Source organism: Burkholderia sp. AU32262 (assembly GCF_020419985.1).
Lineage (GTDB): Bacteria > Pseudomonadota > Gammaproteobacteria > Burkholderiales > Burkholderiaceae > Burkholderia > Burkholderia semiarida.
In genome coordinates, this window is record NZ_JAIZRS010000021.1 from 53,995 (window position 1) to 80,564 (window position 26,570).

Consider the following 26,570-nt stretch of genomic DNA (forward strand, 5'->3'; position numbering starts at 1 on the left):
TTTTCGGGCACTTTGGCGCCTCCTGACCGGGCCCGATATTGTCTAGTCGTCCTGATTATTCCGCGCTGAAGTTGGGCGGCGCGCGGATGGTCGTCACCGGCACGGCCGACGCCGAGCCCGGCTTCGCGCTCGAAGGCCTCGGCTACCGGCCAATCGAACGCGTGTACGGCACGCAGCCGTGAGCGCGGCGCAAGATATTCAGCCCGGCGAGAACGTCGTCGTCAGCAAGAACGTGCGCCCGGGCAGCACGGGGATGAAGTTCGGGTAAAGCGCGGCGCCGTAAAGCTTCCGGTCGAACACGTTCTTCACGCCAAGCTGCACGGCCCACTTCTCCGCTCGGTAGAACACCGTCGCATCGACGCGCGCATCGCCGGGCACGACGTAGCCGGGTGCGCCTGTCGCCCGCTGCGAGCGGAAGAACACGCCGCTGCCGACGCCCCAGCCGCGCCACGCCGGCGCCTGCAGCGCGTAGGTCATCCACAGACTGCCGGCGCGCGCCGGCGTGCCCGGCGCCCGGACCTGCGTACCACGCGGGTCGACCGCCACGCCCGAATCGGACACCGTCAGCGAGCCAATCACGTCCAGTCCCGTCAGAACCTTCCCGGCCAAGTCGAACTCGACGCCGCGGTTGTGCTCGCCCGGCACGCGTGCGTAAAAGCCCGGATGCGTCGGATCGCCGATGATCTTGCCATCGTCGCGCAGCTGGTACGCGGCGGCGGTCGCGGTCAGCGCATCGCCGAAGAGCGTGAACTTGATGCCGGTCTCGATCTGCTCGGTGCGGGTGGCCTGCAGGGTCTTGCCGTCCCACGACACGGTGTCGAGCGACGGCCGAAAACCGCGCATCCAGTTTGCATAGATGCTGACCGACGGCGTGATCGCATAGCTGGCGGCGACGCTCGGCGACCAAACCGAATTGCGCACCAACGGCGAGCTTAGCGATTTGTCCAGCAGCGCGTTCGTGTGCCGCAGCGATGCGAGCAGCGTCACCCGATCGGCGATCAGCGCCTGGAGCTGCACGTAACCGCTCAATTGCCGCATCGCCGAATCGGATTCGCGCGCGAGCGGACCGGACGGAATCGACGGCAGCGGATGCGGCGCATACAGGTTCTGGACGGCGGACGCGTACGGTGCGATGTCGGCCGTCGACGACAGCCGCCAGTGCTCGACGCCCGCGAGCATGGTGCCGGACACACCGCCCGCGCGGAACGTGCGCAGCAGTTCCGCCGCCACATCCGATTCATGCCGCCGCTCGACGGAATGCAGGCCGTAGAGTGCGATGTCGCCGGAGCCGTCCAGCAGCGCGTAGGGCACGTGCCAATGCGACACGGTTTCGTATTTCAGCCAGATCGCGCGCACGCGCGCCTGCCAGCCGTCGCCGAACGCACGCTCGGCGTTCAGCGACGCGCGCAGCGAATCGGTGCCCATGTGGTCGTCGCGCGCGCCGGCGGGCTCGAGCGACGTTTGCGGTAACGGATTGCCGTCGTCGCCGCCGACCGAATACGGCAGGACCGGCATGCGCTGCCGGTAATGCTCGAGACGCAGCGTCACATCGGTGTCGGCGTCCCGGTAGCGCACCGACGGCGCGACGAAAAAGCCGCGCTGCCCATCGTAGCCGCCATAGCTGCGTCCGTTCAGGTTGCCGCTCGCTACGAACCGGTAGCCGACCTGCCCGTCGCTCGACACGTCACTCATGTCGAGCATGCTCTCGCGCCGCCCGCGCGACGACAGCGTCGTCTGCAGCGTCGCATGGCGCGCGAACTGCGGCCGCTTCGTGACCAGGTTGACGATGCCGCCGTTTGGCGCGCCTCCGACGAGCGCCGTCGCAGGGCCCTTGACGACCTCGATGCGTTCGATGCCCGCGAGCGGCGGGTAATCGGCGGATTCGACGACGCTCCCGTCGACGAGCAGCGCCTGCGCGGTATAGCCGCGTATCCCGATGCCGTAGTTCGCGTTGTTTTCGTCGAACACCGACGTCGCGCCGCTGACGTTCGCGATCGCGTCCGCGACCGATTCCGCCTGCTGGCTCGTCAGCACGGCATGGCTCACGACGCCGACCGACTGCGGCGTGTCGACGAGCGGCAGGTCGAGCCGAGCCGCGGCCGACGAGCGCGTCTCGGCGAAGCCGCCGTCCGCGCCAACCCGAGCGCGCATGCGAATGGGCGGCAACATGATGGTCGCCGCGCCGGCATCCGGTGTACGGGTGCGCTGCAGCGTCCACGTGCCGCCCGCGACGCTGGTCGGTTCGAGCGGCGTGCCCGCCAGCGCGCAGGCGAGCGCGTCGCGCGCGGTCATCGTGCCATCGACCGGCCCGGCCCAGCGGCCGGCCGTCAGTGCGCTGTCGAACGACAGCACGACGTGCGCCTGCCGCGCAACCTCGAGCAACACGGCATCGAGCGCGCCGCCCGGTACGTGAAAGGTGACGACGCCCTCGTCGGCGCAGGCGGCGGCCGTCGCCGCGCCCCACCAGACGCCCGCCAGCATCGCTCGTCCGACGATGTCGTTTATTTCGAATCGACTAAACACACTAAACATGCTTACTTCTCTGCCAGGTCGGAGCGCGAGCATACAGGGTCCGCGTGAACGTCAAAAAAAGCGGTGGCCGGCATGCATTCACGGCAATAGGATGTGTAGCATCACGAAGAACAGCGGCGGCGCACCGCAGAGCGATTGCGAAGCCGTGTCGGATTCGCAGCCTGCGACACGCAGGCTCCGGCCCTCGGGCACGCACGCCTGGGGGGCGCTCCCGCTCGACGCGATACGCCCGTGGACGGGCTGTACGGGCCGGCCGATAACCCGACACGCGCAGCCATGCGGCGGCCGCGCGACCGTCACGGCAACGTCGCCACACCGCAGCGAATTCGTCTTGCGCGAATCGCGGGTAAAAATGCGCACCGGCATCGAGGTTGAGTGCTCGTATATTCTTTGCTAGCCTGCGTGCAAGGCGCTCCTGGCCGCTCCAACCGTTCGATGCAACATGGAATTCAGCATGACGACGCTTGCCGCTGTCCCACCCGTCGACGCAATCTTCCGCAACGACTACCCCTGGCTGCTCGGCCGTCTGCGCTACAAGCTCGGCTGTGCGTTTACGGCTGAAGACATCGCTTCCGAAACGTTCGTGCAACTGATCGCGCAAGCCGGCACATCGTCCGTGCGGGAGCCGCGCGCGTTGCTGACGACAATCGCCCACCGCCTCGTCTACGACTTCTGGCGCCGCCGCGACCTCGAGCGCGCGTACCTCGCCGTGCTCGCCGCACGCCCGGAAAGCGTCGCACCGTCCGAGGAGGAGCGCGCGCTTGTCGTCGAAACGCTGCATGCGATCGACCGGATGCTGGCCGGGCTGTCCGCGAAGGCGCGCAACGCGTTCATCTACAGCCAGTTCCACGGGCTCACGCATGCCGAAATCGCCGACCGGCTCGGCGTATCGAAGCGCACCGTGCGCGACTATCTCGCGCAGGCGCTGCGCGCGTGCTATCTCGCGTCTTTGCAGTGAATCTGGCCGATCAACCGAAAGTGGTCGACGCGATCGACCCGCGCGTACTCGACGATGCGATCCGCTGGATGGTGCTGCTGCGCTCGGGCGATGCGACCGGGCGCGACCGCGCGCGCTTCGACGCGTGGCTGCGCGCCGATCCCGCACACGCGCGCGCGGTCGCGCGGCTCGACGCATCGCTCGGCGCGCTGACGCCGCCGGCAACGCACGGCCTCGCGCCGAGCGCGCTCGGCGATGCGCTACTGGCCGTACCCGCACGCCGGCGCGTCGTGCGCGGCGTGCTGTCGTTCGGCGCGCTCGTCGCCGGCGCGGGCGCGCTCGCCGATCGCTTCTCCCCCATCGCCGAGTGGTCGGCCGACCTGCAGACGAACACCGGCGAGCAGCGCACCGCGACGCTTGCCGACGGCTCGTCGCTGATGCTCGCCGCGCGCAGCGCGGTCGACGTCGACTACCGGGCGGACGAGCGCGGCGTGCGATTGCGCGCGGGCGCGCTGCTCGTGCGCGCGGCGGCGAACACGCGCCCGTTCGTGGTCCGGCATGCCGAGCGCATGGTGCGCGCGCGCGCCGGCAGGTTCGCGGTTCGCGTGGACGGCCCGTGGCTGCACGTCGCCGCGCTCGATGCGCCGGTCGGAATCGCGGTGCCGGGTGGCGCGACGCTGTCGCTGCGGCCCGGACTCACCGCGCGCGCCGGCGCCGACCTCATCGAGCCACTCGCCGCCAACGCGACGGACGAAGCCGCATGGACCGGCGGCCAGCTGGTCATACACACCGAGCCGCTCGGCGCGGTGATTGCGCGGCTGCGTCCGTACTACCCCGGCGTGATCCGCGTGACCGACGCCGCCGCCGCGCTGCCCGTCACCGGCGTGTTCCGACTCGACGATCCGCCGCGCACCCTCGCCGCGCTCGCCGCGACGCTACCGCTGGAGGTCCGGCGCTATGCGGGATGCGTTGTGCTCGTTTCGCTCGCGTCGCAAGCCTGACGCGCACCGGGAGCGCGGCGCGATTGCCCGGGTGATCGCCCGATTGCCCGTGGTAACCCATCCAACGCCAGACAGCAAAAATTTTTTGCGGAAGGCACGTCACTTTTCGTCACTCGTCGCACAAGCAATCTGAAACACCGCAAAGTCGCGACACCGCAGGCGAACGGCAAAACCGTCCCGTGCGTGCAGGCACGGCCCGTCCCGGCGAACTGCCGGGCGCCGCCGCGCGACGACGGGCGCGGACGCCGATATTCCGTTTCGATTTGAAGAGGTCACTTTGGACTATGCCCTCCTGACCCGCGACCTGCGTCTGGCCGACCGCATCGCGGACAGCCTCGGGCGCGGCGAGCGCCGCGGCGACCGGTTCGCCGACGAGCTGACGATGCTGCGCGCATTGCGCCACCGGCCGTACGACCTGATCGTGTTCGACGCGCGCTGCGTCAATGCGACCCACAATCCGGTGCTGTCGTGGCGCGCGTGCCACGCGGACAGCCGCGCGCCGGTCGTGGTGGTCGGCTCGTTCGACGGGCCCGCCGAGATGTTCCTCTGGTACGACCTCGGCGCGGCCGACGTGTTGACGCTGCCGTTCGATCCCAACGAGCTGTACGTGCGCGCGACGCTCGCCCGGCGCGGGCAGGCCCGCGCCGCCTCGGCCCCGGCCCGCCTGTCGGTCGGTCCGTATGCGCTCGATCGCGATACGGGCACGGTCAAGCTGCACGGCGGCGCGATCGCGCTGACGTCGCGCGAGTTCGCGATGGCCTGGCTGTTCTTCTCGAACCCCGGCACCTGCTTCAATCGCGGCCAGGTCGCAAAATCGATCTGGGGCAACTACCGCGACTGCGCAGACCGGACGATCGAGCAACACATCTACAAGCTGCGCAAGAAGCTCTCGCTCGGCATTGCGAACGACGTCGCGCTGCGCACCGTGTATGGCTTTGGCTACAAACTCGAAGTCGGGTCGTGCAGCGACGCGCATGAGCCGGAATTCGCGACGCCGACAGCAGCCGGCCGGCCCCCGGCCGCGTGAGGTAGGCTGTCGAACGCGTGCGCGCGGCGGCAGGTTCGTCGCGCATCGCGTCCGGCCGCCCGCCGTCACCGCGAACCGGTGGCTGCGGCCGCTGCCCGCAGGCGCGACCGGTCCGCGACGCGCCGCGCCGCGCCGCGAAGAACGCGATGCCTTGGTCTATCGCGCACACATAGCCGACGCGGGGCGCGAGCCGGTTGTCCGTAGGCGGCGAAAACGGACCGGCCGAAAACGCGACGGTCTGGCCGGGCTTCACCCGACAGCGGATGAACCTCCAGACCGGCCGCCCCGACTCATCGACCATCGCGGGTTCGTCGGCGAAGCTCAGCGTGCCGTCCGGCGTGATCCGCTACGCGTTGATTCGCAGCCCGCCGCATGTCGTGCCCGGCGCGGTTGCCGTGCCGGCCGGCGCGCATTTCGGCAGATCGCCCTTGAAGGACACGCCCGCGCGCTGGTTCAGCGTGTTTTCCACTTCGCTCGGACCGGACAACCGTATCGTTGGCCCTTGTGGGCGGAAAGGCATGGCGCGTCCGCGGCCCCTCGCCGCGCAGTCGCCCGGCGACTCGCTTGACAGCTCACCACGAAAGTCAACATTCTCGATGAGTGTTTTTGAAATCGTCTCTTAGCAAAAATCCAACTATCCATATCAATTCAGTTAGCCGTATATCTAAAAATTTTTCGATTTTTTGTGCTTATTTGGTGCTTTTTAAGCGATTTTCATCCATATAATCCGGACATCGGCCGTCCATCGATATTCGAATGACCAGGAATTCCGCCGCGATTACGACAACACTTGATGCCTTCCATGAGATTTTTTGAGGATTCCGGCGCGATTCACCTTATATATTTTCGTCCTGCGTTCGTTAACCCGATGAACTCGCCGTTCTCCGCATACGCTCGCAAGCGCAAACGTTTGCCGCCGTTGCGCGAATCGCTTATCGCTGCATGAATCAAGTTATGGACGACAGAACGATACGAACATGACCGACACGAAACATCGACTCGAAACGAATGCCGACCTCTTCCGACGCACGTTTCTTCACAGTCTCGGTGCGATCGACAGGTTCCGCCTCCATCACGACGCGCCGCCCGCCGATCACGCCGCGGTGCTCGCCTGCGGGATCTGATGCGTCCTCGCGACGGCTCACTCGCCATCCGGACGTCACGCTCACGTCGGTATGGGGCGATTCCGCCTCCTCTCGAAATGCGCGTCCCGTGCCCTCTACACACGCTGTCCACCTGCGCTGCGCCGTGATTTCCACTCCGAATCCGCATGCTCATCAATCACACACCCTGGTTCGTCCTGCATCGCCCGCGTCCCCGGGCAACCCACCGGCTGTTCTGCTTCCCGTATGCCGGCGGCGGATCGCTGCTGTACCGGAGCTGGGCGTTTGACCTGCCAGACTGGCTCGAGGTCGTCGCCATCGAACCACCGGGGCGCCAAACCCGCTTTGCGGAAGCGGCGCTCACGTCGCTCGACACAATGTGCACCGCGCTCGCGACGGCGGCGGCCGGCCTGCTCGACAAGCCGTTCGGCACGTTCGGCTACAGCTTGGGCAGCGTCGTCAGCATCGAATGGACAAGGGAACTCGCTCGGCGCGGCCTTCCCACCCCTTCGCACGCATTCAGCGCCGCACACCGCGCGCCGCACGTGGCGCCAAGCGGGCCGCCGGCCCATCGGCTATCCGATCCGGAACTGATCGAGTGGCTGAAAGCGATGGGCGGAACGCCGGCTGCCTTGCTGTCGGAGCCCGAATGGCTAGGGCACTTCCTGACGTCGCTGCGTGCCGATCTCGCACTCGCCGACGGGTACCGGGTGGATACGCCATTCGTGTTGCCGTGCGGGCTGACGGTGTTCGGTGGTCTGCGCGATCCCCATGTCGCGAGCGATGCATTGGCCGAGTGGGCCCGCTACAGCGGGGGGCCATTCGCGCTGCACCGGTTCGACGGCGGGCACTTCTTTCTCCAGGTATGGGAACAGGAGATTCGGAACCGCGTCGTCGCAGCGCTGACCGACCCTACGTAGCAGTCCCGTCAAATCGGCACCAGCATGCCGCGGGGAAATCTGCCGGCCAGTGTACGCCCGGTGCCGCGCATCGGTCGCACCTGCCGGCATTTGCGGCATTGCATGCCGACATCAGGATTGAACAGGAGAACGACCTCGATCGACACGATCAGTATGAGTTGAAAGTCCATAACGATGAATAAGCAAGCGCTATCGGTCAGCGGGAGACACCTTCAGTAACACCGGCCGAATTTATTCAAATTTCATCGGGTATCGAACCATGACGACTCAATGGCATGAAATTTACTTGGGCATAGAGAATGCGAAGACCATGTCCGATCTTGCCGATACAGCCTCGCGCGCTGTATCGAGGATCGGCTTTTCCAACTGGCTTTTCGAAGTCAAATCCACATGCTCCGGCAACGACTCGGAATTCTTTTCCGACCGCGGGCAATACGAAAGCTGGATCAAGTATTACAAGGATGCGGATTTCCTTCCGGGTGGCAGTCCCGTCTATGCCGCACTCCGAACCAAAGGCCTGGCAGAATGGAGCGACGGCGCACGCTTCGTTCTTACCCAGTGCAGCTGGATCGGTGCCGATTTACCCGCCCTGTTTTCGGTCGGACGAGAAATCACACCTGTAAGAGCCGAGGAAAAGGCGACGAATGCCCCGTACATCGCGTGGCTCGCCGGCGCGATCCATGCGAAGTTCATCGCGCTGTCGGCGCCGACGCCGAAAACGGGCGACGTGTGCAGTCTTACGGACCGCGAACGGGAACTGCTGCGGTGGACCGCGCTCGGCAAGACGGCCGGCGAAGTCGCGTCTATCGTCGGGCTCACGACACGCACCGTCTATTTCCACCTGAAAAACGCGATGCTCAAGATGAATGCGACCAATACACTGCAAGCGGTCGTGAAGGCGATGGTACTCGGCCTGATCTGAGGCCGTACCATGCCGCGCGACATGCGCCGCGCGGCATGGCCCGCTCAGCGAGCAGCGGCGCGCCCCGCCGGCGCACGCGCCACGATGGCAAGCGCGCACGCGTACGACGCGACGCCCAGCGCGAACGGCCATCCCGCCGCGGCCGCGCCGCCGCCCGTGCGCGCGGCCGCGGCGAGCGCGGCCGACCCGAGGAGCGGCGCGATCGCCCCGACCAGACTGACGAGCGACGCGAGACCGCCCTGCAGTTCGCCTTGATGCCGGTCGGACGCATGGCGCGACAACTCGGCGCGCAGCGCGGGGTCGGCCACGAGTCCCAGTGCCTGGGCCATCATCCCCGCGTACGTGAGCCATGGAGACGAAGCAGCGAAATAGCACAGATACGCGACCGCACAACAGCCGTAACCCAGTGCGAGGATCGCTCGGTTGTCGACGCGCGCGGTCAACCGCCGCACGAGATAGCGTTGCGACAGGGCCATCCCGACAGCGAGCGCGGCGAGCGCCCGCGACGCATCGATCACGCTCCATCCGTAACGCGCCTGGTTCGCGAGCACGAAGCAGCTCTGGAACACGCCGTATGCGGCCCAGGTCAGCAGTAACGCCAGCAGGTACGGACGCAGCGTTTGGTTGCCGAACAGCGCGCGCAGGCTGCCCAAAGGCTGCGCACGGCGCCAGTCGAACGTTCGCCGGTGCGCGGCAGGCAGGCTTTCCGGCAGCCACGATGCGACGTACGCCGCATTCAGCGCGGCCAGCGCGCCGGCGATCGCGAACGGCAGGTACGGGTCGAACGACGCGAGCCAGCCGCCAGCGACCGGGCCAGCCACGAGTCCGACCGCGATGACCCCGCCCGCGCTGCCGTACAGATGCGTGCGGCGCTTGCCGTCGCTGACATCGGCCAGATACGCCATCACCGTCGACACGTTCGCGGCGGCGGCACCGCCGAGCGCGCGGCCGATCAGCAGCGACGCCAGACCGCCACCGAACGCGACGGTCCAGTGGCTCGCCGCGATGCCGACGAGCGCGGCCAGCAGCACCGGGCGGCGTCCGTACCGGTCGCTGAGCGCGCCCAGCATCGGTGCGCACAGGAACTGCATTGCCGAGTAGGACGCGATCGCCGCGCCCAGCACGAGCGAAACGCGCGCGGGCGACAGGCCCGCGAGCCCCGCGACGAGCGTCGGCAGCACCGGCATCGCCAGCCCCGTGCCGAGAACGTCGAGCGCGAGGATCGCGAGCACCACGCGCACCGCGCGCGTGCCGCCGTGCCCGGCAGGCGGCGCGCCGTTGACGTGCGGTTGCGCGCTCATCGCTCGAACGCCTGCAGGCGATCGGCCAGCGGCAGCGCGATCGCATGGGCATGCACGTCGGACAGGCACGTGAAGTGATCGCCCGGCACGTCAATGCATTCGACCGGTGCGCGACTGAATGCCTCCCAACCCCACGCGGGCGTCTGCCGGATCTCCGGCAGATTGATGCCCGACGGCATCGAATCGACCGCCCGGAACAGCACGAACGACCAGTCCGACGGTTGCTTCGGCGGGTCGTAAGCCATTCCGAACGCCGCGGCCGCGCGATAGACGTTGAAGATGCCGCCGATGCTGCCGTCGTCGGCGCGCGCGTCGATCAACCCGTGAGCCTGGAGCTGCGTCTTCAGGAAGCGCAGGCGTTCTTCGTGCGATGCGGCTTCGAGACGCGCCAGCATATCGCGCGTCACGTCGACTGGCTTGCCCGAGTAGCGTCCGAAAATGCCCAGCAGCGAACCGACTACCTGGGCATCGGTCGGCGTCGTCATGCGCAGATACGGCGGCGCAGCGGAGTCGAACAACGCGATCAGGCCGGGGGGCTCCCCTTCGGCGTCGAGCCGTCGCGCCATCTCGAGCGCGACCTTGCCGCCGAGCGAATGGCCGCCCAGCAGATACGGCCCGTGAGGCTGAACGGTGCGGATGCAGCGCACGTAGTGCTCGGCCATCGCCTCGACGCTATCGTGCGGTTCGGCCTTGCCGTCGAGCCCGAGGCACTGCAGACCGTAGAACGGCCGCGCCGCTCCCATCGCGCGTGCGAGCGGCAGCACCTGGGTAACGTTGCCGCCCATGCCCGGTACGCAGAAGAACGGCGTCCCGGCACCCGTACGCTGCACGGGCACGAGGCAGTAGCGCACGTGCGCGTCATCCTCGCCGCGGGCCGTATCGGCCGCGTCCGGCGCGCCGAGCGACCGCGCCATCCGTTCGATCGTAGGCTCGTCCAGAAACTCGGCAAGCGTCAGGCAATTCGCAAAGCGCTCCCGCACGCGCGATATCAGCTGCGCGCCGAGCAACGAGTGCCCGCCCAGCGTGAAGAAATTGTCGGTCACGCCGGGCAGTTCGCCGCCCAGCAGCTCGCGCCAGAGTTGCGCCAGCTCGCGCTCGACGTCGTTGCGCGGTGCGATCCGCTCGTCGACGGCCGGCGCCGCATGCGCGTCGCCGCGCTCGCCGCGCGCATCGGTCCCGCCCGCGAGGCGGCGCAGCCACACCTCGATGTCCTCGGCCTTGTTCACCGCGATTTGCGCGCCATCGTGCGCGAGCGCGATGTCGAACACGCGGCAGCCCTCGTCGTTCAGCAGACCGTGGGCCGCGTCGATCGGCGTCTGGTTCGGATGAGCACGATCGTATGCGACCCGCATGCCGACCTCGGCCCAGGCATCCCAGTTGATCGAGACGACCGGCAGCCCGTCGTGGCGCGCCGCATGCGCGACCGCGTCGAGATACGCGTTCGCCGCCGCGTAGTCGGCCTGACCGAGACCGCCGACGAGCGCCGCCAGCGACGAACACAGCAGCACGAAATCCGGCCGGTGCGCACGCAGCGCATCGAGCAACGCGTCCGTGCCGAGCGTCTTCGGCGCCAGCACGCGCGCCCATGCTGCCGGCTCGCCGAGCTGGACAGGCCCGCTGGCCTCGATCCCCGCCGCGTGGATCGCTCCGTCGATGCGGCCGCAGCGTGCGGCGATATCCGCCAGCGCCGCGGCCCACGCGCGAGGTTCGCCGCAGTCGGCCTGCACGAGCGTCACGTCGGCGCCGAGCGCACGCAGCGCGGCAGTCGCCGCCGCGACGTCCGGCCGCGACGCATCGACCGTGCGCGATACCAGGAACAGGCGCGGCGCGGCGACTCGGCGCGCGATATGCTCGGCAAACGTCAACCCCATGCCGCCCAGGCCGCCCGTGATCACGTACGCGCCACCGTCGACCAGCACAGGCGTCGCGTCCACGTCGGGCAGCGCCCGGAAGCCCGGCTCGTGGAACGTGCCGTCGCGCAGCGCGAGCGTCGGCACGAGCGTCGGCACGAGCGGCGCCGGCGAGCCGGCGTCGGCGCGCGCAAGCAGCCCGCGCAGCGCCGCATGATCGGCATCGCCCGGCTCGGCCGGAAGATCGACGTGGCGACAGCGCAGATGCGCGAACTCCCGGCTCGCTGCACGCAGTGCGCCGACCAGCGCGGCTTGCACGCCGCTCGGCCGTTCGCCGGCACGCACGGCGCAGGCGCCCGTGGTGACGAGCGTCAGAACCGTGCCGGATGCGGCTTGCGGGCCGAACGTCTGCAACAGGCGCATCAGATCGTCGAAGCGCTCCACCGCCGAACCGCGATCGTCGGCGCCGACGCAATAGAGGATCTGCGCCGGCCGGGAATTCCGTTCGAACGCGCGCGCATGGCCGTAACCGTCGCCGGCCTCGGGCGCGTGCGTGCCGCGCGCATCCTCGTCGACCAGGATGCTGCCGTGCGGTGCATGCGTCGCGATCGCGTCGCGCATCGACTTGCCGCGTGCGACGATCGTCCAGGCCGCATCGGGCAACGCATCGCCGCGCGGCGGCAGTGCGGGCCGCCATGCGGGGCGCGAGCACCATGCGGCCGGCGACGAGCGGTCGGCCGCCGCCGCGGGCGCACGCTCGTCGCGCAGCGTGAAGCCCTCCACCTCGACGAGCGCGGGCCCGACGCCTCCCGCCTCGTCGAGCGCGAACAGCGTCACATCGAAGACGTTCTCGCGCACGCGGCGCGCATGGCTGAACAGCCGCGCGGTCAACGGTGCATGGAGCGACAGCCTGCGATAGTGGAACGGCAGCCGCGCGCCGCGGTTTTCCAGCGTCGACAGGAAACCGGTGGCCATGTCGAGCAACGCCGGGTGCAGCGGCGCATTCTCCAGGTCGGCCGCGAACGCGGGATCGAGCTCGAGCTGCGCGACCCCTTCGTCGTCGCCGAGCCACAACGCGCGGAAACAATGCCAGCGCGGGCCGAACAGCGCGAGCCGGTCGTCGAGCGCGGCGCGCGCGGCGGGACTCGCGAGCGTGTCCGCACGCTGCGCGCGCACGTGCTCGAACCGGGCCGGCGGAGCCGGCATCTGGTCGGCATCGGCGATCGTGCCTTGCGCGTGCACGGTCCACGCCGCCGCATCGTCCGCGGCGGCGGAGGTGACTGCGAAGTCCTGAACACCGCCGTCCGCGCCGCCGAAGCTCACGCGCACGATACGTGCGCCGTGCGCGTCGTCGAGCACGAGCGGCGCCGGGAAATAGACGTCGCTCAATGCAATCCGCGGCCCGTGCCCCATCCGCTCGAATGCGCCTCGCACGAGCTCGAGACAGCCGGTGCCGGGCAGCACCGGCTTGCCGTCGAACACGCGATGCTCGTCGACGACCCACCACGACGGCGGCAATGCAAGCTCGTACGTGCGCCGCCCGCCGGCAACACGCCACCAGTGACGATAAAGCGCAGGCGGCCCGCTTCGCTCGACCGGCGCGTCGATCCAGTGCCGCGTGCGCGCGAACGGATAAGCCGGCAGCGGCACGCGCCGCGCGGCGTTGCTGCCGCACGCGCGGCGCCAGTCGACGCGTGCACCCAGCCGCCACAATGTGGCGATCGCATGCGCGAAGGTCGACACGTCATCCGAACGATCGCGCGGATGACGGCCGCAGCCGAGCACATCGTATGCCCGGCCGTCCGCCTCCAGCGCGGTGCGCAGCGTCCGCCCCGGGCCTACTTCGACGAGCAGCGGCGCATCGAACGCGTCGTGCAACGTCGCGATCCCGTCGGCGAAACGCACCGTGTCGCGCAGGTGCGATGCCCAATAGCCGGCGTGGTTGGAGGCGTCGAGCGACAACCAGGCGCCGGTGCGGTTCGATATGACGGGCACCGTGCTCGCCTGCACCGGAATCCGGGCGACGAAGGCCTCGAGCGCCTGCGCGGCCGCCGCCATCCGATGCGAATGAAATGCGTGCGACGTCGCAAGCGGCTGGCTCTGCACGCCTGCCTCGGCAAGCGCTTGCCGCAGCCGCTCGATCGCCTCGGTCCCGCCGGCCAGCACGCACTGGTTGCGACCGTTGACGGCCGCCAGCTCCACGTCCGCGTCGAGCCAGCGCGCGCATGCGTGCTCGTCCAGCGCGACGGCAAGCATCGCGCCGCGATCGGCGGCCTGCATGAGGCGTCCGCGCGTCGCGACGATTGCGAGCGCATCCGCCAGCGTGTAGTAGCCGCCGACGCACGCGGCGACCAGCTCGCCGAGACTGTGGCCGATCAGCGCGTCCGGCTCGACACCGCGAGCGCGCAGCAGCATCGCGCACGAATAGTCGACGGCGAACAGCGCCGGTTGCGCGATACCCGTCTCGCGCAGCCCGGCGGACGCATCGGTCTCCCTGCCGGGGTCCGGGTACATGGCCGCGAGGATGTCGAGCCCGTGCTGCGTGCGCAGCAGCGCCGCGCATTCGTCCAGCGCGTCGCGGAATGCCGGTTCGCGTTCATAGAGCCCCTTCAGCATCCCGATATGCTGCGCCCCCTGACCGGGGAACATGAACACGACCGGGCGATTTTCCCGCGGCTCACCCGCCGGCGCATCCCACGGCGCGTCCAGCGCCGTGCATGCGGCCTCGCGCGTCGCGCACACGATCGTGTCGCGCACCGGCAATCGCGCACGGCCCGCGCCGAGCGAGAACGCGACGTCTGACAGCCGCGCGGACGACGCGCGCAGGTGCGCGGCCAGGCGGCGACGCATGCGTCGAAGCGCGGCCGGCGTGCGGGCCGACAGCGGCAGAACCTGCACGCCAGCATCGGGTGCGTCGGGCGACGGCGACGGCCGCGGCGGCGGCGCCTCGACGATCACGTGCGCATTGGTGCCGCCGATCCCGAACGAGCTGACGCCCGCGCGACGTGGCCAGGGTGCATCGGGCCACGTGTACCGCTCGGTGTTGATATGAAACGGGCTGCCCTCGAGATCGATCTCGGGATTCGGTTTCGTAAAATATGGCATCGGCGGCACCTCGCCGTGCTCGACGGCGAGAACGGCCTTCACGAAGCCGACGATCCCTGCCGCCGCATCGAGATGCCCGAGGTTCGCCTTAAGCGAGCCGAGCGCGCACCGGCGGCCGGCCGGCCATGCGCCGTTCGGGGCATAGGCCTGCGTGAGCGCGCGGAATTCGACCGGATCGCCAAGCCGCGTGCCGGTACCGTGCGCTTCCACGTACCCGACCGTGTCGGCCGGCACGTCGGCATCCCGCAGCGCGGCCGCGATGACGCCGGCCTGCCCGGCGACGCTCGGCGCGGTGTAGCTCACCTTGCCGGCGCCGTCGTTGTTGATCGCCGAGCCCCGGATCACCGCATGCACGTGATCGCCGTCCTCCAGCGCCTTCGCGAGCGGCTTGAGCATGACGACCGCGCAGCCGCTGCCGCCCGTCGTGCCGGACGCATCGGCGTCGAACGGCCGGCACCGGCCGTCCGTCGAGATGATGCTGTCCGGCATGGGTCGATAACCGTAATACTCTGCCTCGAGCGACACGCCGCCGACGAGCGCCATCTCGCAGTCGCCCGCGCGCAGGCTCGCGCAAGCGGCATGCACTGCCACGAGCGAGGACGAGCAGGCGGTCTCGACGGTCACGGCCGGGCCGGCCAGGCCCAGCTTGTACGCGACGCGGGTGGCGAGGAAGTCGCGGCCGTTGCCGAGCAGCCACTGGATGTTCTCGAGCTTCAGTTCGCGTCTGCGCGGATAGACGTTGTCGAGCAGATAGTGGCTCGTGCCGGCGCTCGCGAACACGCCCACCCGGGCGCCGCGCGCGGCACCATAGCCGGCCGCCTCGGCAGCCTCCCACGCACACTCGAGAAACAGTCGCTGCTGCGGGTCCATCAGCGCCGCTTCGCGAGCGGAGTAGCCGAAGAACTCGGCGTCGAAGCCGTCCACGTCCTCGAGCCGGTTGCCGAGCCCGACGAAGTCCGGCTGCGCGCGCGTCTGCGCATCGACGCCGTGTTCGGCGAGCAGTTCGTCGCTGAAGTGCAGCGTCGACTCGACGCCGTCGAGCAGGTTGTCCCAGAAGGCCTGCAGATCGGGAGCGCCGCAGAAGCGGCCCGCCATCCCGATCACCGCGATCGCGCGCTCGCTTGCCGGCGGCACGGCGGCCGGCGCATCGGCCGCGGCCGGAGCCTGCGCCGGCGCATCGTCGGCCTCGGCTTCGGCCACGCTCACGCGGTTGCGCTCCAGGTGCGCGACCAGTGCGCGCAACGTCGGATGCTCGAACAGGTCGGCAATCGCGATCCGAGTCGCAAACGCGTCCTCGAGGCGCTTGCGCATCTCGACGATCCGCAGCGAATGCCCGCCGAGATCGAAGAAATTGCTGTCGGGCTCGACGTCGTCGCGTTCGAGCACGGCTTGCCAGATCGCTTTCACGTGCGCGAGGAGCCGGCGGCCGCCGGTCGGCACACGTTCGCCCTGCACCGGAGCAGTTGCTGCCGGTGGCGCCGAAGCATCGCCGGCCGGTGCGTCCGCGACGGGCGCGACGGGCGCGACGGGCGCGACCGGCCCGGCCGCCTGGGCGGCGAGCGCGTTGCGGTCCACCTTGCCGGTACGCGCGCGCGGCAGATCGGGCAGCCTCACGAGGCGCTCCGGAACAAGATGGGCCGGCAATTGCTGCGCAAGCCGCGTGCGCACCTCGCCTTCCGCGGGTTCGCCCACGTAGTAGCCGACCAGGATCCGATGCCCGTTCGCATCGAACGGCGCGAGCACGACGCCCTGCGTGATCCCAGGCAGCGCGTTCAGGCGCGCCTCCACCTCGCCCGGTTCGACCCGGAAGCCGCGGATCTTGACCTGCGCGTCCGCGCGTCCGACGTACGTCAGGCTGCCGTCCGGCTGGCGGATCACGTAGTCGCCGGTCCGGTAGCGGCGCGCGCCGGGCTCGCTTGAACGCGGATCCGGCACGAAGCGGCGCGCGGTCTCCTCGTCGAGGTTCAGGTAGCCGGCCGCCACGCCCTCGCCGCCGATGTACAGCTCACCGGGCACGCCGCACGGCAACGGATGGCCGTAGCGATCGAGCACCTCGAACGTCACGTTCGCCAGCGGTCGCAACACCAGCGCGCCGCGGGCATCCCAATAGTCGGTCGCCGATGCGTAGATCGTCGTCTCGGTCGGCCCATAACCATTGATGAAGCGCCGGCCTTGCGCCCACTCCCGCGCGATGTTCGCCGGACAGGCCTCGCCCGCGGCCACGATCGTCGCAAGCTCCGGCAACTCGGCGTACGGCAGCAGGCGTAGCGCGGTCGGCGTGATCTGCAGATGCGTGATCCGCTCGGCGCGCAGCAGCCCGAGCAGCTCGGGCCCCGGCAGCAGCCGGGCGGCGGGCGCGAACACGAGCGTCGCGCCCGACACGAGCACCGGAAACACTTCGCCGCACACGCCGTCGAAGACGGGCGAAAAATACTGCAGCTGGCGCGCGCCCGGATGCAGCCCGACGGACGCTGCGAATGCGTGCGCGGTATTGAGCAGGTTGCGCCGCGTCACCATCACGCCTTTCGGACGTCCGGTCGAGCCCGACGTGTAAAGCACGTACGCGAGATCGGTCGGCGCGTGCACGAGACCCGGCGCGCGCACGGCCGGCGCGCGGTCGTCGTCGATATCGTCGGCGATCAGTGTCGTCACGCCGAGCGCGGCGCAGCGCGACGCGAGGTCGCGCTGGGCGACGACCAGCCGCACGCCGGCGTCGGCCACCGTGTAGCCGAGACCTCCGTCGACCGTGTCGTCGGGATTCAGCGGCACGAACGCGCAGCGCGCCTTCAGCGCGCCGAGCATGCCTGCAACGAGATAGGGATGGCGTCCGGTGAACAGCCCGACATGCGTGCCGGGCGTCGCGCCGTGCGCGCGCAGCGCGCCGGCGATCCGGTTCGCGAGTTGGTCGAGCTGCGCGTAGGTCCAGCGCCGTGCGTCGAACTCCAGCGCAATCGCGTCCGGCGTCGCCGCCGCATGCGCTTCCAGTTGCGCGATCACGTCACCCGTCGCGCCGAAATCGCGCCGCGTCCCACGGCACGCGTCCGTCAATGCCGCGTATTCGTCGGCCGGCAGCATCATCACGTCCGACACGGTCTGGCCGGCATCGGCCAGCAGATTGCGCAGCAATTCGCCGAAATGGCGCGCGAGCCCGCCCACAAATGCGCGCGCGTAGCGTGACGTACGGTACTTGAAGCTGCCGCCGAGCGATGCGCCGTCGAATGCGCGCACTTCGACCATCAGGTCGAGCTTGACGTCGGCGGGCGCGACCGCGAGCTCGTCCACCGCCAGCCCCGCCAGGTCGAGCGCGTCGGGCGCCGCACTCTGCACCACCAGCCCGATCTGGAAGAACGGGTGCCGACCCGGCGCGCGAGCCGGATTCAGCGTTTCGACGAGATGATCGAGCGGCACCGACTGTCCGGCGTCGGCCTCGAGCAGCATGCGCCGACTTGCTGCGATAACGTCCGCGAGTCGCATGGGCGCGTCCAACTGCAACCGTATCGGCAACAGATTGACGAAGAACCCCATCAACGCTTCGGCATCCGGATGATCTCGTCCCGCGAACGGGATGCCGATCACGATATCGTCCTGCCCGGTGTAGCGATGCAGCAGGACCGCGAGCGCCGCGTGCATCACCATCGTCGGCGTGCAGTTCAGCCGCTCGCACAGCCGCTTCAGCTGCGGTGCGCACGATGCGGGCAACGCGAAATCGACGTAATCGGCGCCCGGTGCGCCGGCGCCCGGCGCGTCGGTCCGCTCCGGCAGCGGCAGCGCGGACGGCAGATCGCTCAGGCGCTCCCGCCATGCGGCGACGGATTCCGCAAAACCGCTCGTCGCCGTCCGTGCGCGCTGCCACGCCGCGTAGTCCTGATACTGCAACGCGGGCTCGCTCGACACGAGCGCCTCGCCTGCGGCGCATGCCCGATAGGCTTGCGCCAGCTCGCGGCGCAACAGCCCGCTCGACCAGCCGTCGTACGCGATGTGATGCAGCACGATGCACAGCACGTGTTCGTCCGGCGAGACGCGCAGCAGCAATGCGCGGATCGGCCACTCGCGGTCCAGCTCGAACGGACGCGCCGCTTCGCGCGCGAGTCGCTCGTTCACGCGCCCCGGCTCGATCGGCTCGACGACGAACGGCACCGGCGCCGGGGCGTCGATCTGCGCAAGCGGCTCGCGGCGCGGATGGCCGGCATCGTCCACCCACGCCTGCACGTCCGCGGTGAAGCGCGTTCGCAGCACCTCGTGGCGCCCGACCACGCGGTTCAGCGCCGCTTCGAGCGCGTCTCGATCCAGGCGGCCGCGCACACGGAACACTTCCGGCATGTTGTACGCCGCGCCCGGCTCCGCCTGCCGGGCGAACCACATACGCCGCTGCGCGAACGACAGGCGCCGGCGCTCGTGGCCGTCCGCGCGCGGAATCGGCGCATCCGCGCGAGCGGCCACGCCTTCCCGGGCAGCCGACATCATTTGCTCCATCACGCGCTCGGCAAGCTGCTCGATCGTGGGCCGCTCGAACACGTCGGCCACCTTCAATTTCACGCCGAACGCATCGTGGACGCGCGTCAGCGCCTGCGTGACGAGCAGCGAATGGCCGCCTCGCTCGAAGAAATTGTCGTGCACGCCGATGCGCGTCGTGCGCAGCAGCGCCTCCCAGTCCCGCGCAAGCCGCGCCTCGAGCGGGTTTCGCGGCGCGACGTACGCATGCGCGAGCGCATCCCAGTCCGGATCGGGCAAGCGCTTGCGGTCGATCTTGCCGTTCGGCGACAGCGGCAGCCCCGGCAACAGGACCAGCGCACGCGGCACCATGTGCTCGGGCAGCCGCGCGCGCAGATGCTCGAACAACGCGTCCCGGGTCGCCCCCGCATCGGCATAACCGACCAGTTCGAGCTCGCCGCCCGGCGCCCCGCGCGCCACGACCGCGCATTCGCGCACGTTCGGATGCTCCGCGAGCACGCTTTCGATCTCGCCGAGCTCGATCCGGAAGCCGCGAACCTTGACCTGGTTGTCGAGCCGGCCGATGAACTCGATCGTGCCGTCCGCCAGATGCCGGCAAAGATCGCCGGTGCGGTAGAAGCGGCGGCCGCCCGGATCGGACACGAAGCGCCCGTCGGCATCGAACCCGCCGACCGGGAAACGTTCGCGGGTCAGCTCCGGCCGATTCAGGTAACCCGACGCGACGGCGCCGCCGCCGATCAGCAGTTCACCGGGCACGCCGAGCGGAACGAGATTCAGTGCGTCGTCGACCACGTACATCGACGTGTTCGGCAACGGCGTGCCGATCGGCATGCTGCGCTCGGACTCGTACCACGCGTCGCGCGGTTCGAAGGTCGCGCTTTCGCACGTGGCTTCCGTCACGCCATACACGCTGAGCACGCGAGTATCCGGCGCGCACAGCGCGCGCAGCTTGCGGTACTCGTGGACGAACCAGACGTCCGCACCGCACGTGACCGCCTGCACCCCGTCCAGGCGCTTGCCGCTGCGTTCGAGATATTCGATCATCTGGCGCACGACGGCCGGCACGAATTCCATCACGGTCGCACGCTCGCGCTCGATCAGCGCATGTAGCGCCTGCGCATCGGTCAGGCTCTCCCTTGGGCACATGATCAGCCGCCCTCCCCCGCCGAGGCCGCGAATCACGTCGCTCATGAACACGTCGAACGTATGGTTCGCCATCTGCAACACGGCCGTCACACCCGGCTGCGTGCGGCCGTAAGCTGCCTCGAATGCATGAAACAGCGACATCCAGCTCCCGTGCGAAACCTCGACGCCTTTCGGGCGACCGGTGGAGCCCGACGTGAAAATCACGTAGGCGATGTCGTCGGCGGTCGTCATCGCTCCATCGGGATCGAAGCCCGCGAGCGGTGCGCCCGGCTCGCACACAAGCGCTTCCATCGCGATCGCGGTGCAATCGAACCCTGCGCCATCGCACGGATGTTCGACGACGATTGCCGCCGGCGCCACGTCGGCGATCAGTGCATCGCGTCTCGCATCGTCGGGCGACACCGGCACGAACACGGCGCCGGCCTTGTGGATCGCGAGCAGCGCGACGACCACGTCCGGACCATAGCGCCGCAACACGACGACGCGATCGCCGCGCCGCACGCCCGACGCCCGCAATTGCGCGGCCAGCGCCGTCGCTCGCGCGTCGACGTCCGCGTAGGTGGCGCGCCGCTCGCCGTATACCAGCGCCAGCGCACCGCCGTCGCGCTGCGCCGCCTGCTCGAACGCGCGGTGAAACGGCACGAATGGGCGGCCCGGGTCTCGCGCGCCGTCGTTCGCGAGCGCCAGCATCGCGGCCGCGGCCTCGCGCGACAGCAGCGGCGCCGCGTCGATCCGCGCGTCGGGGTCGGTCACCAGACAACGCAGGATGCGCACGAGGCTGTCGGTCATCTGCTCGACGAGCGCGCCGCCGAGCAGGTCGCAGTCGTACTCGAACGCTGCGCGCATGCCGTCGCCGGCGAGTGCCAGCGTGAGGCTGAGATCGTACTTCGCGGTGCAGGAGTCCAGCGTATGCATCCGCGCTTCGATTCCGGCGCCGAAGTCCACCTCGAACCCTTCGGCCGCGAAATCGAACAGCACCTGGAATATCGGCGCATGAGCCAACGAACGCGGCGGCTGGACGGCTTCGACGATCTTCTCGAACGGTACGTATGCGTGCTCGAGCGTGTCCAGCACCGTCGCACGCACGCGTTCGAGCACGTCGGAAAAAGTCGGCGTGCCCGATACGTCGACCCGGTTGGGCAGTGTGTTCACGAAATAGCCGATCACGTCGTCGCGCTCGAGCGCATAGCGATTCGAAATCGGCGATCCGATCACGATGTCGCCCTCGTGCGTATAGCGGCGAAGCAGCACCGCGAACGCCGCGAGCCCGACCATGTACATCGACAGGCCGCGCGCCCGCGCGACCTCCTTGAGCCCGTTGGCCACATCGAGCGGCACATCGAATTCGATCCGGCGCCCGTTGAAGCGCCGCGCGGCCGGCCGCGGATGATCGAGCGGCAGCGGCAGCACGGCAGGCGCGCCCGACAGCCGGGCCTGCCAATGCGCGAGGCCGGCGGCGAGATCCGCGGATGCGGCGTTCGCATCGGCATGCAGGCCGTCGTCGAGCGGCGCGGCGTCCGGTTCGCGGCCGTGTGCGAGTTCGGCATACGCCCGCGCGAGTTCATCGAGGAACAGCTGCAGCGAACGGCCATCGAACACGATGTGATGCACGGTCGCGACGAGACGGTAGTCGTCGTCGGCCACCCGCGCGAGCGTCGCGCGCAACGGAGCATCGCGCTCGAGGTCGAACGGTGCTCGTGCCTGCTCGCTCTCGAGTTCCGCCACGCTCGCCGCCGGATCAGGCAGGCTCGAGAAGTCGACGCGCGTCAGTGCGGCCGGCGCGTCGACGATCTGCACGACCGGCTGGCCGCCGCGGCTCGGAAACCGGCAGCGCAGCGCGGGATGCCGCCGCTGCACGACGTCGAGCGCGCGCGCGAGCGCATCGGGGTCGACACGGCCGGACAGGCGCAACGAGAACGGGACGTTGTAGGTCACCCCGCCACGTTCGAACTGATTCAGGAACCACAGGCTCTGCTGAGCCGCGGACATGCCGGTCGGGCCGGCGGCGATGGACTGGACGGACGTTTCCGCCGGACTTGCGAGATCCATGCATTGCTCCAGGATGGAAGGCGCGCGCCGGTCGGCGCGCGCGGAGGTGCTTCGAGGATGGGAAAGGTTCGGCCGGGCCGGCCGCGGGTCAGACAGCCTGGCCGGCCGCCACGGCGGCGGCCGGCGTCGCGTGGGCCGGGCTGTCGGACAGCGCGCCGGCGAACGACGCGACCGTCGGGAAGCGGAACAGCGTGTCGAGCGACACGCGCCGGCCGAGCGTCTTGCCGAGGCGCGATACGATCCGCATGCCGGCGAGCGAATGGCCGCCGATCGAGAAGAAGTCCTGCTCGCGCTCGATCACGTCGAGTTTCAGCACGTCGGCCCAGACCGCGGCAATCGCCTCTTCCAGCGCACCGGTCGGCGCGGTGCGGCGCACATCCTGCTGGGCGCCCGCGTCCGTTTCCACGGGCGCGAGTGCGTCGCGCAGCGCGCGCTTGTCCAGCTTGCCGCTGGCCGTCATCGGCAGGCGCTCCACGACGTGGACACGCGCGGGCACCATGTAGTCGGGCAGGATATCGACCAGTGCGTCGCGCAGCACGGCCGCGGAGGGCGTCGCGCCGCGCGTGGCCGTGACGAACGCCTCGATCCGCTTGTCCGCCCCTTGCGCGGCCACCACCACCGCGCACTGGGCGACGCCGTCCAGTGCCCGCATGGCCTGCTCGATTTCGCCCGTCTCGATCCGAAACCCGCGAATCTTGATCTGGCTGTCGCGCCGGCCCAGGAACTCGACGCAACCTTCGGCGGTCCAGCGGCCGATGTCGCCGGATCGGAACAGCGTGCGCCCACTCAACCACGGCAGGCTGACAAAGCGTTGCGCCGTCAGGTCGGGCCGCTTCAGATAGCCGTCCGTCACGCCGCCGCCCACGTACAGTTCACCGGGCACGCCTGGCGCGGCCAGATTGCCAAACACGTCGATCACGTACAGGTCGCGATGCGAAATCGGCCGACCGATCAGCGCGCGCGCATCGATATCCTCCGGGCGTTCGAGCGTATATGCCGTCGTGAACACGGTGCCTTCGGTCGGCCCGTAGCACACCGTGAGCGCCCGCCCGCCTGCCGCGAAGAAACCGCGCATCGCGTCGGTCGACACGACGTCGCCGCCGGTCAGCACCTGCCGCGCGTGCCGCAGCGCTTGCGGATGCTGCGCGACCATCTCCTGGAACAACGCGGAAGTGAGCCATATCACGCTCGCCTGCGACGACACGAGCGTATCGGCAAGATCCTCGAGGCTCGCGTGCGTGCCAGGCTGCACGATCAGTTGCGCGCCGTTGAGCAGCGCGCCCCAGATCTCGAACGTCGACGCGTCGAACGCGAGCGGCGCGAACATCAGCACGCGGTCGTCCTGCCCGATCTTCACGCAGCTGTCGCTCGTCAGGAAATTCACCACGTCGCGATGGCGGCTCGGCGTCGCCTTCGGCTCGCCGGTCGAACCGGACGTGAACATGTAGTAGCACGGCGCGTCGATGCCTGCGTCGGGCCTGCCGGCATCGCGGATCCCGGCGTACGATCCGAGCGGCACGCGATCGACGCAGTGGGTCGCGACACCGTCTGCGAACGGCGGCGCGTCCGCGTCGACCAACACATGCGCGACTCCGGCTGCACTGACCTGCCAGTCGCGACGCGCGGCGGGCAGTGCCGCATCGAGCGACAAATAGCAGGCCCCCGCTTTCAGGATGCCGAGCAGCGCACCCACCTGCGCGGGCGAGCGGGCCATGCTGACGCCTACCACATCCCCAGGCCGCACACCGCACGCGATCAGGTGCGCGGCGACCTCGCTTCCTTTCGCATCGAGTTCCGCATAGGTCCATACGGTCTCGCCGCACCGCACCGCGGGCGCATCGGGCCGTTCGGCCGCCCAGCGCTCGACGAGCGCATGCAGCGTCGCTTCCCGGTACGGCGGCCGCGCGCCTTCCGCCTGCCGGCGCAGTGCGGCGATCTCGCCCGGCTCGCCCACAGCGTCGGCGGCGCCGATGCGCATGTCGAGCGACAGCGCGGCCGCATCGACCAACCGTTCGACCGCCCGCGCGAACGACGCGACAGTCTGCGACGACAACCCTTCGGAGGTATAAACCGGGGTCGGCGTCGTGCCGCCTGGCGTAAGACACAGCAGCGCGTCGATGCGGGTGCGCCCCCCCCCTGCGTCGCGGCGTGCGACGCGGGCGAGTCGTACGTCACGGCGAACGTCGACTGGAAGCCCGGCGCCGTTGCATGGCCCGTACCCGCGCGCCATTCGGCCGTCGCGACATCCAACGCCTGCGGTGCGCGTGCATGACGCTCAACCGCCTGTCGCCACGCGCGCCCGGCCATTCCGGACAATTCGGCGAATGAGGCGGACGGGTCGACGTGCAGCGCGACCGGCAGCGGCACGGGCAGTGTGCGGCCGTCGATGTCCGATGCAAGCCCGATCACGACATCGAGACTGCCGCTGAAGCGCGCGAGGGCCGCCGCATGCAGCGCGAGCGACGCAGCGGCCGGCGCGATCCCGCTCGCGTCGCATGCCGCGTCCAACTGCATGAGCGACTCGGCGCCGCTGGCCGGGTCCTGCCGCCCGGTGTAGAACTCGACGGGCGGTGTCCCGGCGGGTGCATCCGCGATCAGCTCGCCCACCTCCGTGTCGAGTTGCGCGCGCCAGAACGCGACGTCCGCGTCGCCCGCCATGGGCTGCGCATCGTCCGCGCCACCGGTCGGCGCGCCCGCAAGCGCGCCGAGACGGCGATCGGGATCGTCGAGCCAGGCATTCGCGGTCGCGAAGAACGCGTTCATCAGCGCGAGCACATCCGCCTCGGCCGCCGCGGACGTCGAATATTCGAGCATGAAGCGCCCACCGGCTTCGGGGCGCGTCTCGTCGTCGAACACGACTATCACGTTCAGATCGAACTTGGCCGAACCATTGCTGAGCCCTTCGAGAATGTCGACGTCCAGCCCGTCGAATTCGAGCTTGCGCGTCATCGAATTATGGAAACTGAACGCGACCTGAATGTACGGCAGCAGATTCGTCGCGCGTTCGGGCTGAAGATCGGCGACCATGCTCGAGAACGGCACGTGCGAATGCGAGCATCCGGCGCGGATCTCGTCCTTCACGCGGTCGATCAGGGCAGGCCATTGCATGTCGGGCGACAGTTCGACGCATACCGGCAGCATGTTCACGAGCATGCCGATCGTGTTCTGAATCCCCTGGACGTCTCGATTGGCGACGGCCGTGCCGACGATCTGGCGTGTATTGCCCGAGCGCGCGGCAACCACGGATGCAAACACCGAGAACATCGTCTCGAACAGCGTTGCCTTGCGCTGCGCCGCGTAATGCTTCAGGCGCGTGGCCAGCGCGGCGGGGAACGGCACCGATACCGAACTGCCAACGAAATCGAGATTCGCGACCGGCGCGCCGGCGCGCGGGAACGGCGAATGGCCGTAAGGGGACCATGTCCGCAGGCGTTCCCGCCAGTACGCGCGTCCCGCGAGGCCGGCCGTCGATTCGAGCCACGCACGTTCGAACTCGCAATAGTCGATGAACTGAATGACCGGCTCGAGCGGCGCAAGGTCCTGCCTGCCACGCTCCGCGTTGTAGAAGTGACTCAATTCGCGCAGGAACAGACGAAACGACCAGCCATCGTGAATCAGGTGGTGCTCGATGTGCAGCAGCGCATGATCATGCTCGCTGCGCTTGAACAGAACCCAGCGCACCAGCGGCAGCGTGCCGACGTCGATCTTGGCGCCCGTTTCTACCCTGATCAGCGATTCGATGTACGCGTCGCGCGCGTGCTCGGCCGTCTTCGACATGTCGACGACTGGCACCGTGACGGGCCATGCGGGTTCGATGCGCTGCACCGGCTCGCCGTCGTGCTCGACGAATACCGTCGACAGGCTCTGATGGCGCTGAACGAGCCGCCCGAGCGCACGCTCGAGCGCGCCGATGTCGAGAGCGCCGCGCAGGTTGAGGACCGCCTGGAAGTTGTACGCGATGCTGTCCGGCACCAGCATCTCGAGAAACCACGCCTGCTCCTGCGACATCGACAGCCGCGCCTCCGTTCCCGCCGGGTAGCTGCGGCCGGCGGATTCGCTCAACCGATCAAGGACATTGCCCGTCTCATCGAAATGTTTGCTCACGACCACTCCCTTGTTTTCTCGTTGCTGAAAATTGGCATGCGACCGTACTCGATCGACATGCCTGAAAGTCCGAATCACAATGGAAGAAGAACACGGGACATGGCCGTCTCACAACCTGCGA

13 protein-coding genes are annotated in these 26,570 nt (G+C 69.1%); 6 read left to right on the top strand and 7 right to left on the bottom strand.

What is annotated here, in order from left to right; genetic code table 11:
* The first annotated feature begins 38 nt into the window (after positions 1 to 38).
* A complete protein-coding gene (locus tag LGN10_RS23795; RefSeq protein WP_226225201.1) occupies positions 39 to 182 on the top strand; it encodes a hypothetical protein in 144 nt (47 codons plus the stop codon).
* Between the two features lie 16 nt (positions 183 to 198).
* On the opposite strand, the gene LGN10_RS23800 is transcribed toward LGN10_RS23795, so the two are convergent.
* Positions 199 to 2,481, bottom strand: coding sequence for a TonB-dependent siderophore receptor (locus LGN10_RS23800; protein ID WP_226225202.1), 2,283 nt, complete (start codon positions 2,479 to 2,481; stop codon positions 199 to 201).
* Between the two features lie 505 nt (positions 2,482 to 2,986).
* Here LGN10_RS23800 and LGN10_RS23805 point away from each other — a divergent pair.
* The 3 genes from LGN10_RS23805 to LGN10_RS23815 all read left to right on the top strand — a co-directional run bounded on the left by LGN10_RS23805 (position 2,987) and on the right by LGN10_RS23815 (position 5,497).
* Complete coding sequence (locus LGN10_RS23805; RefSeq protein ID WP_059585104.1) at positions 2,987 to 3,490, top strand: sigma-70 family RNA polymerase sigma factor; 504 nt, start codon at positions 2,987 to 2,989, stop codon at positions 3,488 to 3,490.
* Positions 3,487 to 4,470 carry a FecR family protein gene (locus LGN10_RS23810; protein WP_226225203.1) on the top strand — a complete coding sequence of 328 codons (984 nt, stop codon included), beginning with the start codon at positions 3,487 to 3,489 and terminating at the stop codon, positions 4,468 to 4,470. The genes LGN10_RS23805 and LGN10_RS23810 overlap by 4 nt, the downstream gene beginning before the upstream one ends.
* Positions 4,471 to 4,747: 277 nt before the next feature.
* Positions 4,748 to 5,497: a response regulator transcription factor gene (locus LGN10_RS23815; RefSeq protein ID WP_124859838.1), complete on the top strand. Its 750-nt coding sequence runs from the start codon at positions 4,748 to 4,750 to the stop codon at positions 5,495 to 5,497.
* Positions 5,498 to 6,444: 947 nt separating this feature from the next.
* Here LGN10_RS23815 and LGN10_RS23830 read toward each other — a convergent pair.
* A complete protein-coding gene (locus tag LGN10_RS23830; protein ID WP_226225204.1) occupies positions 6,445 to 6,666 on the bottom strand; it encodes a hypothetical protein in 222 nt (73 codons plus the stop codon).
* Positions 6,667 to 6,767: 101 nt separating this feature from the next.
* Between LGN10_RS23830 and LGN10_RS23835 the strand changes: the two genes are divergently transcribed.
* Entirely contained in the window at positions 6,768 to 7,520 is a 753-nt protein-coding gene (locus LGN10_RS23835; RefSeq protein WP_226225205.1) for a thioesterase II family protein, read from the top strand.
* 8 nt (positions 7,521 to 7,528) lie between these two features.
* Here the strand turns inward: LGN10_RS23835 and LGN10_RS23840 are convergent, their stop codons facing one another.
* The gene (locus LGN10_RS23840; protein WP_226225207.1) at positions 7,529 to 7,690 is read right to left on the bottom strand and encodes a hypothetical protein; all 162 of its coding nucleotides are present in this window, start codon (positions 7,688 to 7,690) and stop codon (positions 7,529 to 7,531) included.
* 89 nt (positions 7,691 to 7,779) lie between these two features.
* Between LGN10_RS23840 and LGN10_RS23845 the strand changes: the two genes are divergently transcribed.
* On the top strand, positions 7,780 to 8,442 hold the full coding sequence (locus LGN10_RS23845) for a helix-turn-helix transcriptional regulator (RefSeq protein ID WP_124657749.1): 663 nt from the start codon (positions 7,780 to 7,782) through the stop codon (positions 8,440 to 8,442).
* Between the two features lie 44 nt (positions 8,443 to 8,486).
* On the opposite strand, the gene LGN10_RS23850 is transcribed toward LGN10_RS23845, so the two are convergent.
* The 4 genes from LGN10_RS23850 to LGN10_RS33745 form a co-directional block, all read right to left on the bottom strand.
* Positions 8,487 to 9,743 (bottom strand): MFS transporter, encoded by a 1,257-nt coding sequence (locus LGN10_RS23850; RefSeq protein ID WP_226225209.1) that lies wholly within the window; start codon positions 9,741 to 9,743, stop codon positions 8,487 to 8,489.
* The gene (locus LGN10_RS23855; RefSeq protein ID WP_226225210.1) at positions 9,740 to 22,345 is read right to left on the bottom strand and encodes a hybrid non-ribosomal peptide synthetase/type I polyketide synthase; all 12,606 of its coding nucleotides are present in this window, start codon (positions 22,343 to 22,345) and stop codon (positions 9,740 to 9,742) included. The genes LGN10_RS23850 and LGN10_RS23855 overlap by 4 nt, the downstream gene beginning before the upstream one ends.
* Before the next feature lie 88 nt (positions 22,346 to 22,433).
* The gene (locus tag LGN10_RS23860; RefSeq protein WP_226225242.1) at positions 22,434 to 24,173 is read right to left on the bottom strand and encodes a non-ribosomal peptide synthetase; all 1,740 of its coding nucleotides are present in this window, start codon (positions 24,171 to 24,173) and stop codon (positions 22,434 to 22,436) included.
* Complete coding sequence (locus tag LGN10_RS33745; protein ID WP_226225212.1) at positions 24,101 to 26,449, bottom strand: condensation domain-containing protein; 2,349 nt, start codon at positions 26,447 to 26,449, stop codon at positions 24,101 to 24,103. The genes LGN10_RS23860 and LGN10_RS33745 overlap by 73 nt, the downstream gene beginning before the upstream one ends.
* Positions 26,450 to 26,570: the final 121 nt, after the last annotated feature.

What these genes read in the sequence shown, in the direction of transcription:
- LGN10_RS23850 (WP_226225209.1), bottom strand. Translation starts at nt 9,743, where the DNA reads ATGAGCGCGCAACCGCACGTCAACGGCGCGCCGCCTGCCGGGCACGGC.
- LGN10_RS23805 (WP_059585104.1), top strand. Translation starts at nt 2,987, where the DNA reads ATGACGACGCTTGCCGCTGTCCCACCCGTCGACGCAATCTTCCGCAAC.
- LGN10_RS23840 (WP_226225207.1), bottom strand. Translation starts at nt 7,690, where the DNA reads ATGGACTTTCAACTCATACTGATCGTGTCGATCGAGGTCGTTCTCCTG.
- LGN10_RS23845 (WP_124657749.1), top strand. Translation starts at nt 7,780, where the DNA reads ATGACGACTCAATGGCATGAAATTTACTTGGGCATAGAGAATGCGAAG.
- LGN10_RS23835 (WP_226225205.1), top strand. Translation starts at nt 6,768, where the DNA reads ATGCTCATCAATCACACACCCTGGTTCGTCCTGCATCGCCCGCGTCCC.
- LGN10_RS23800 (WP_226225202.1), bottom strand. Translation starts at nt 2,481, where the DNA reads ATGCTGGCGGGCGTCTGGTGGGGCGCGGCGACGGCCGCCGCCTGCGCC.
- LGN10_RS23855 (WP_226225210.1), bottom strand. Translation starts at nt 22,345, where the DNA reads ATGGATCTCGCAAGTCCGGCGGAAACGTCCGTCCAGTCCATCGCCGCC.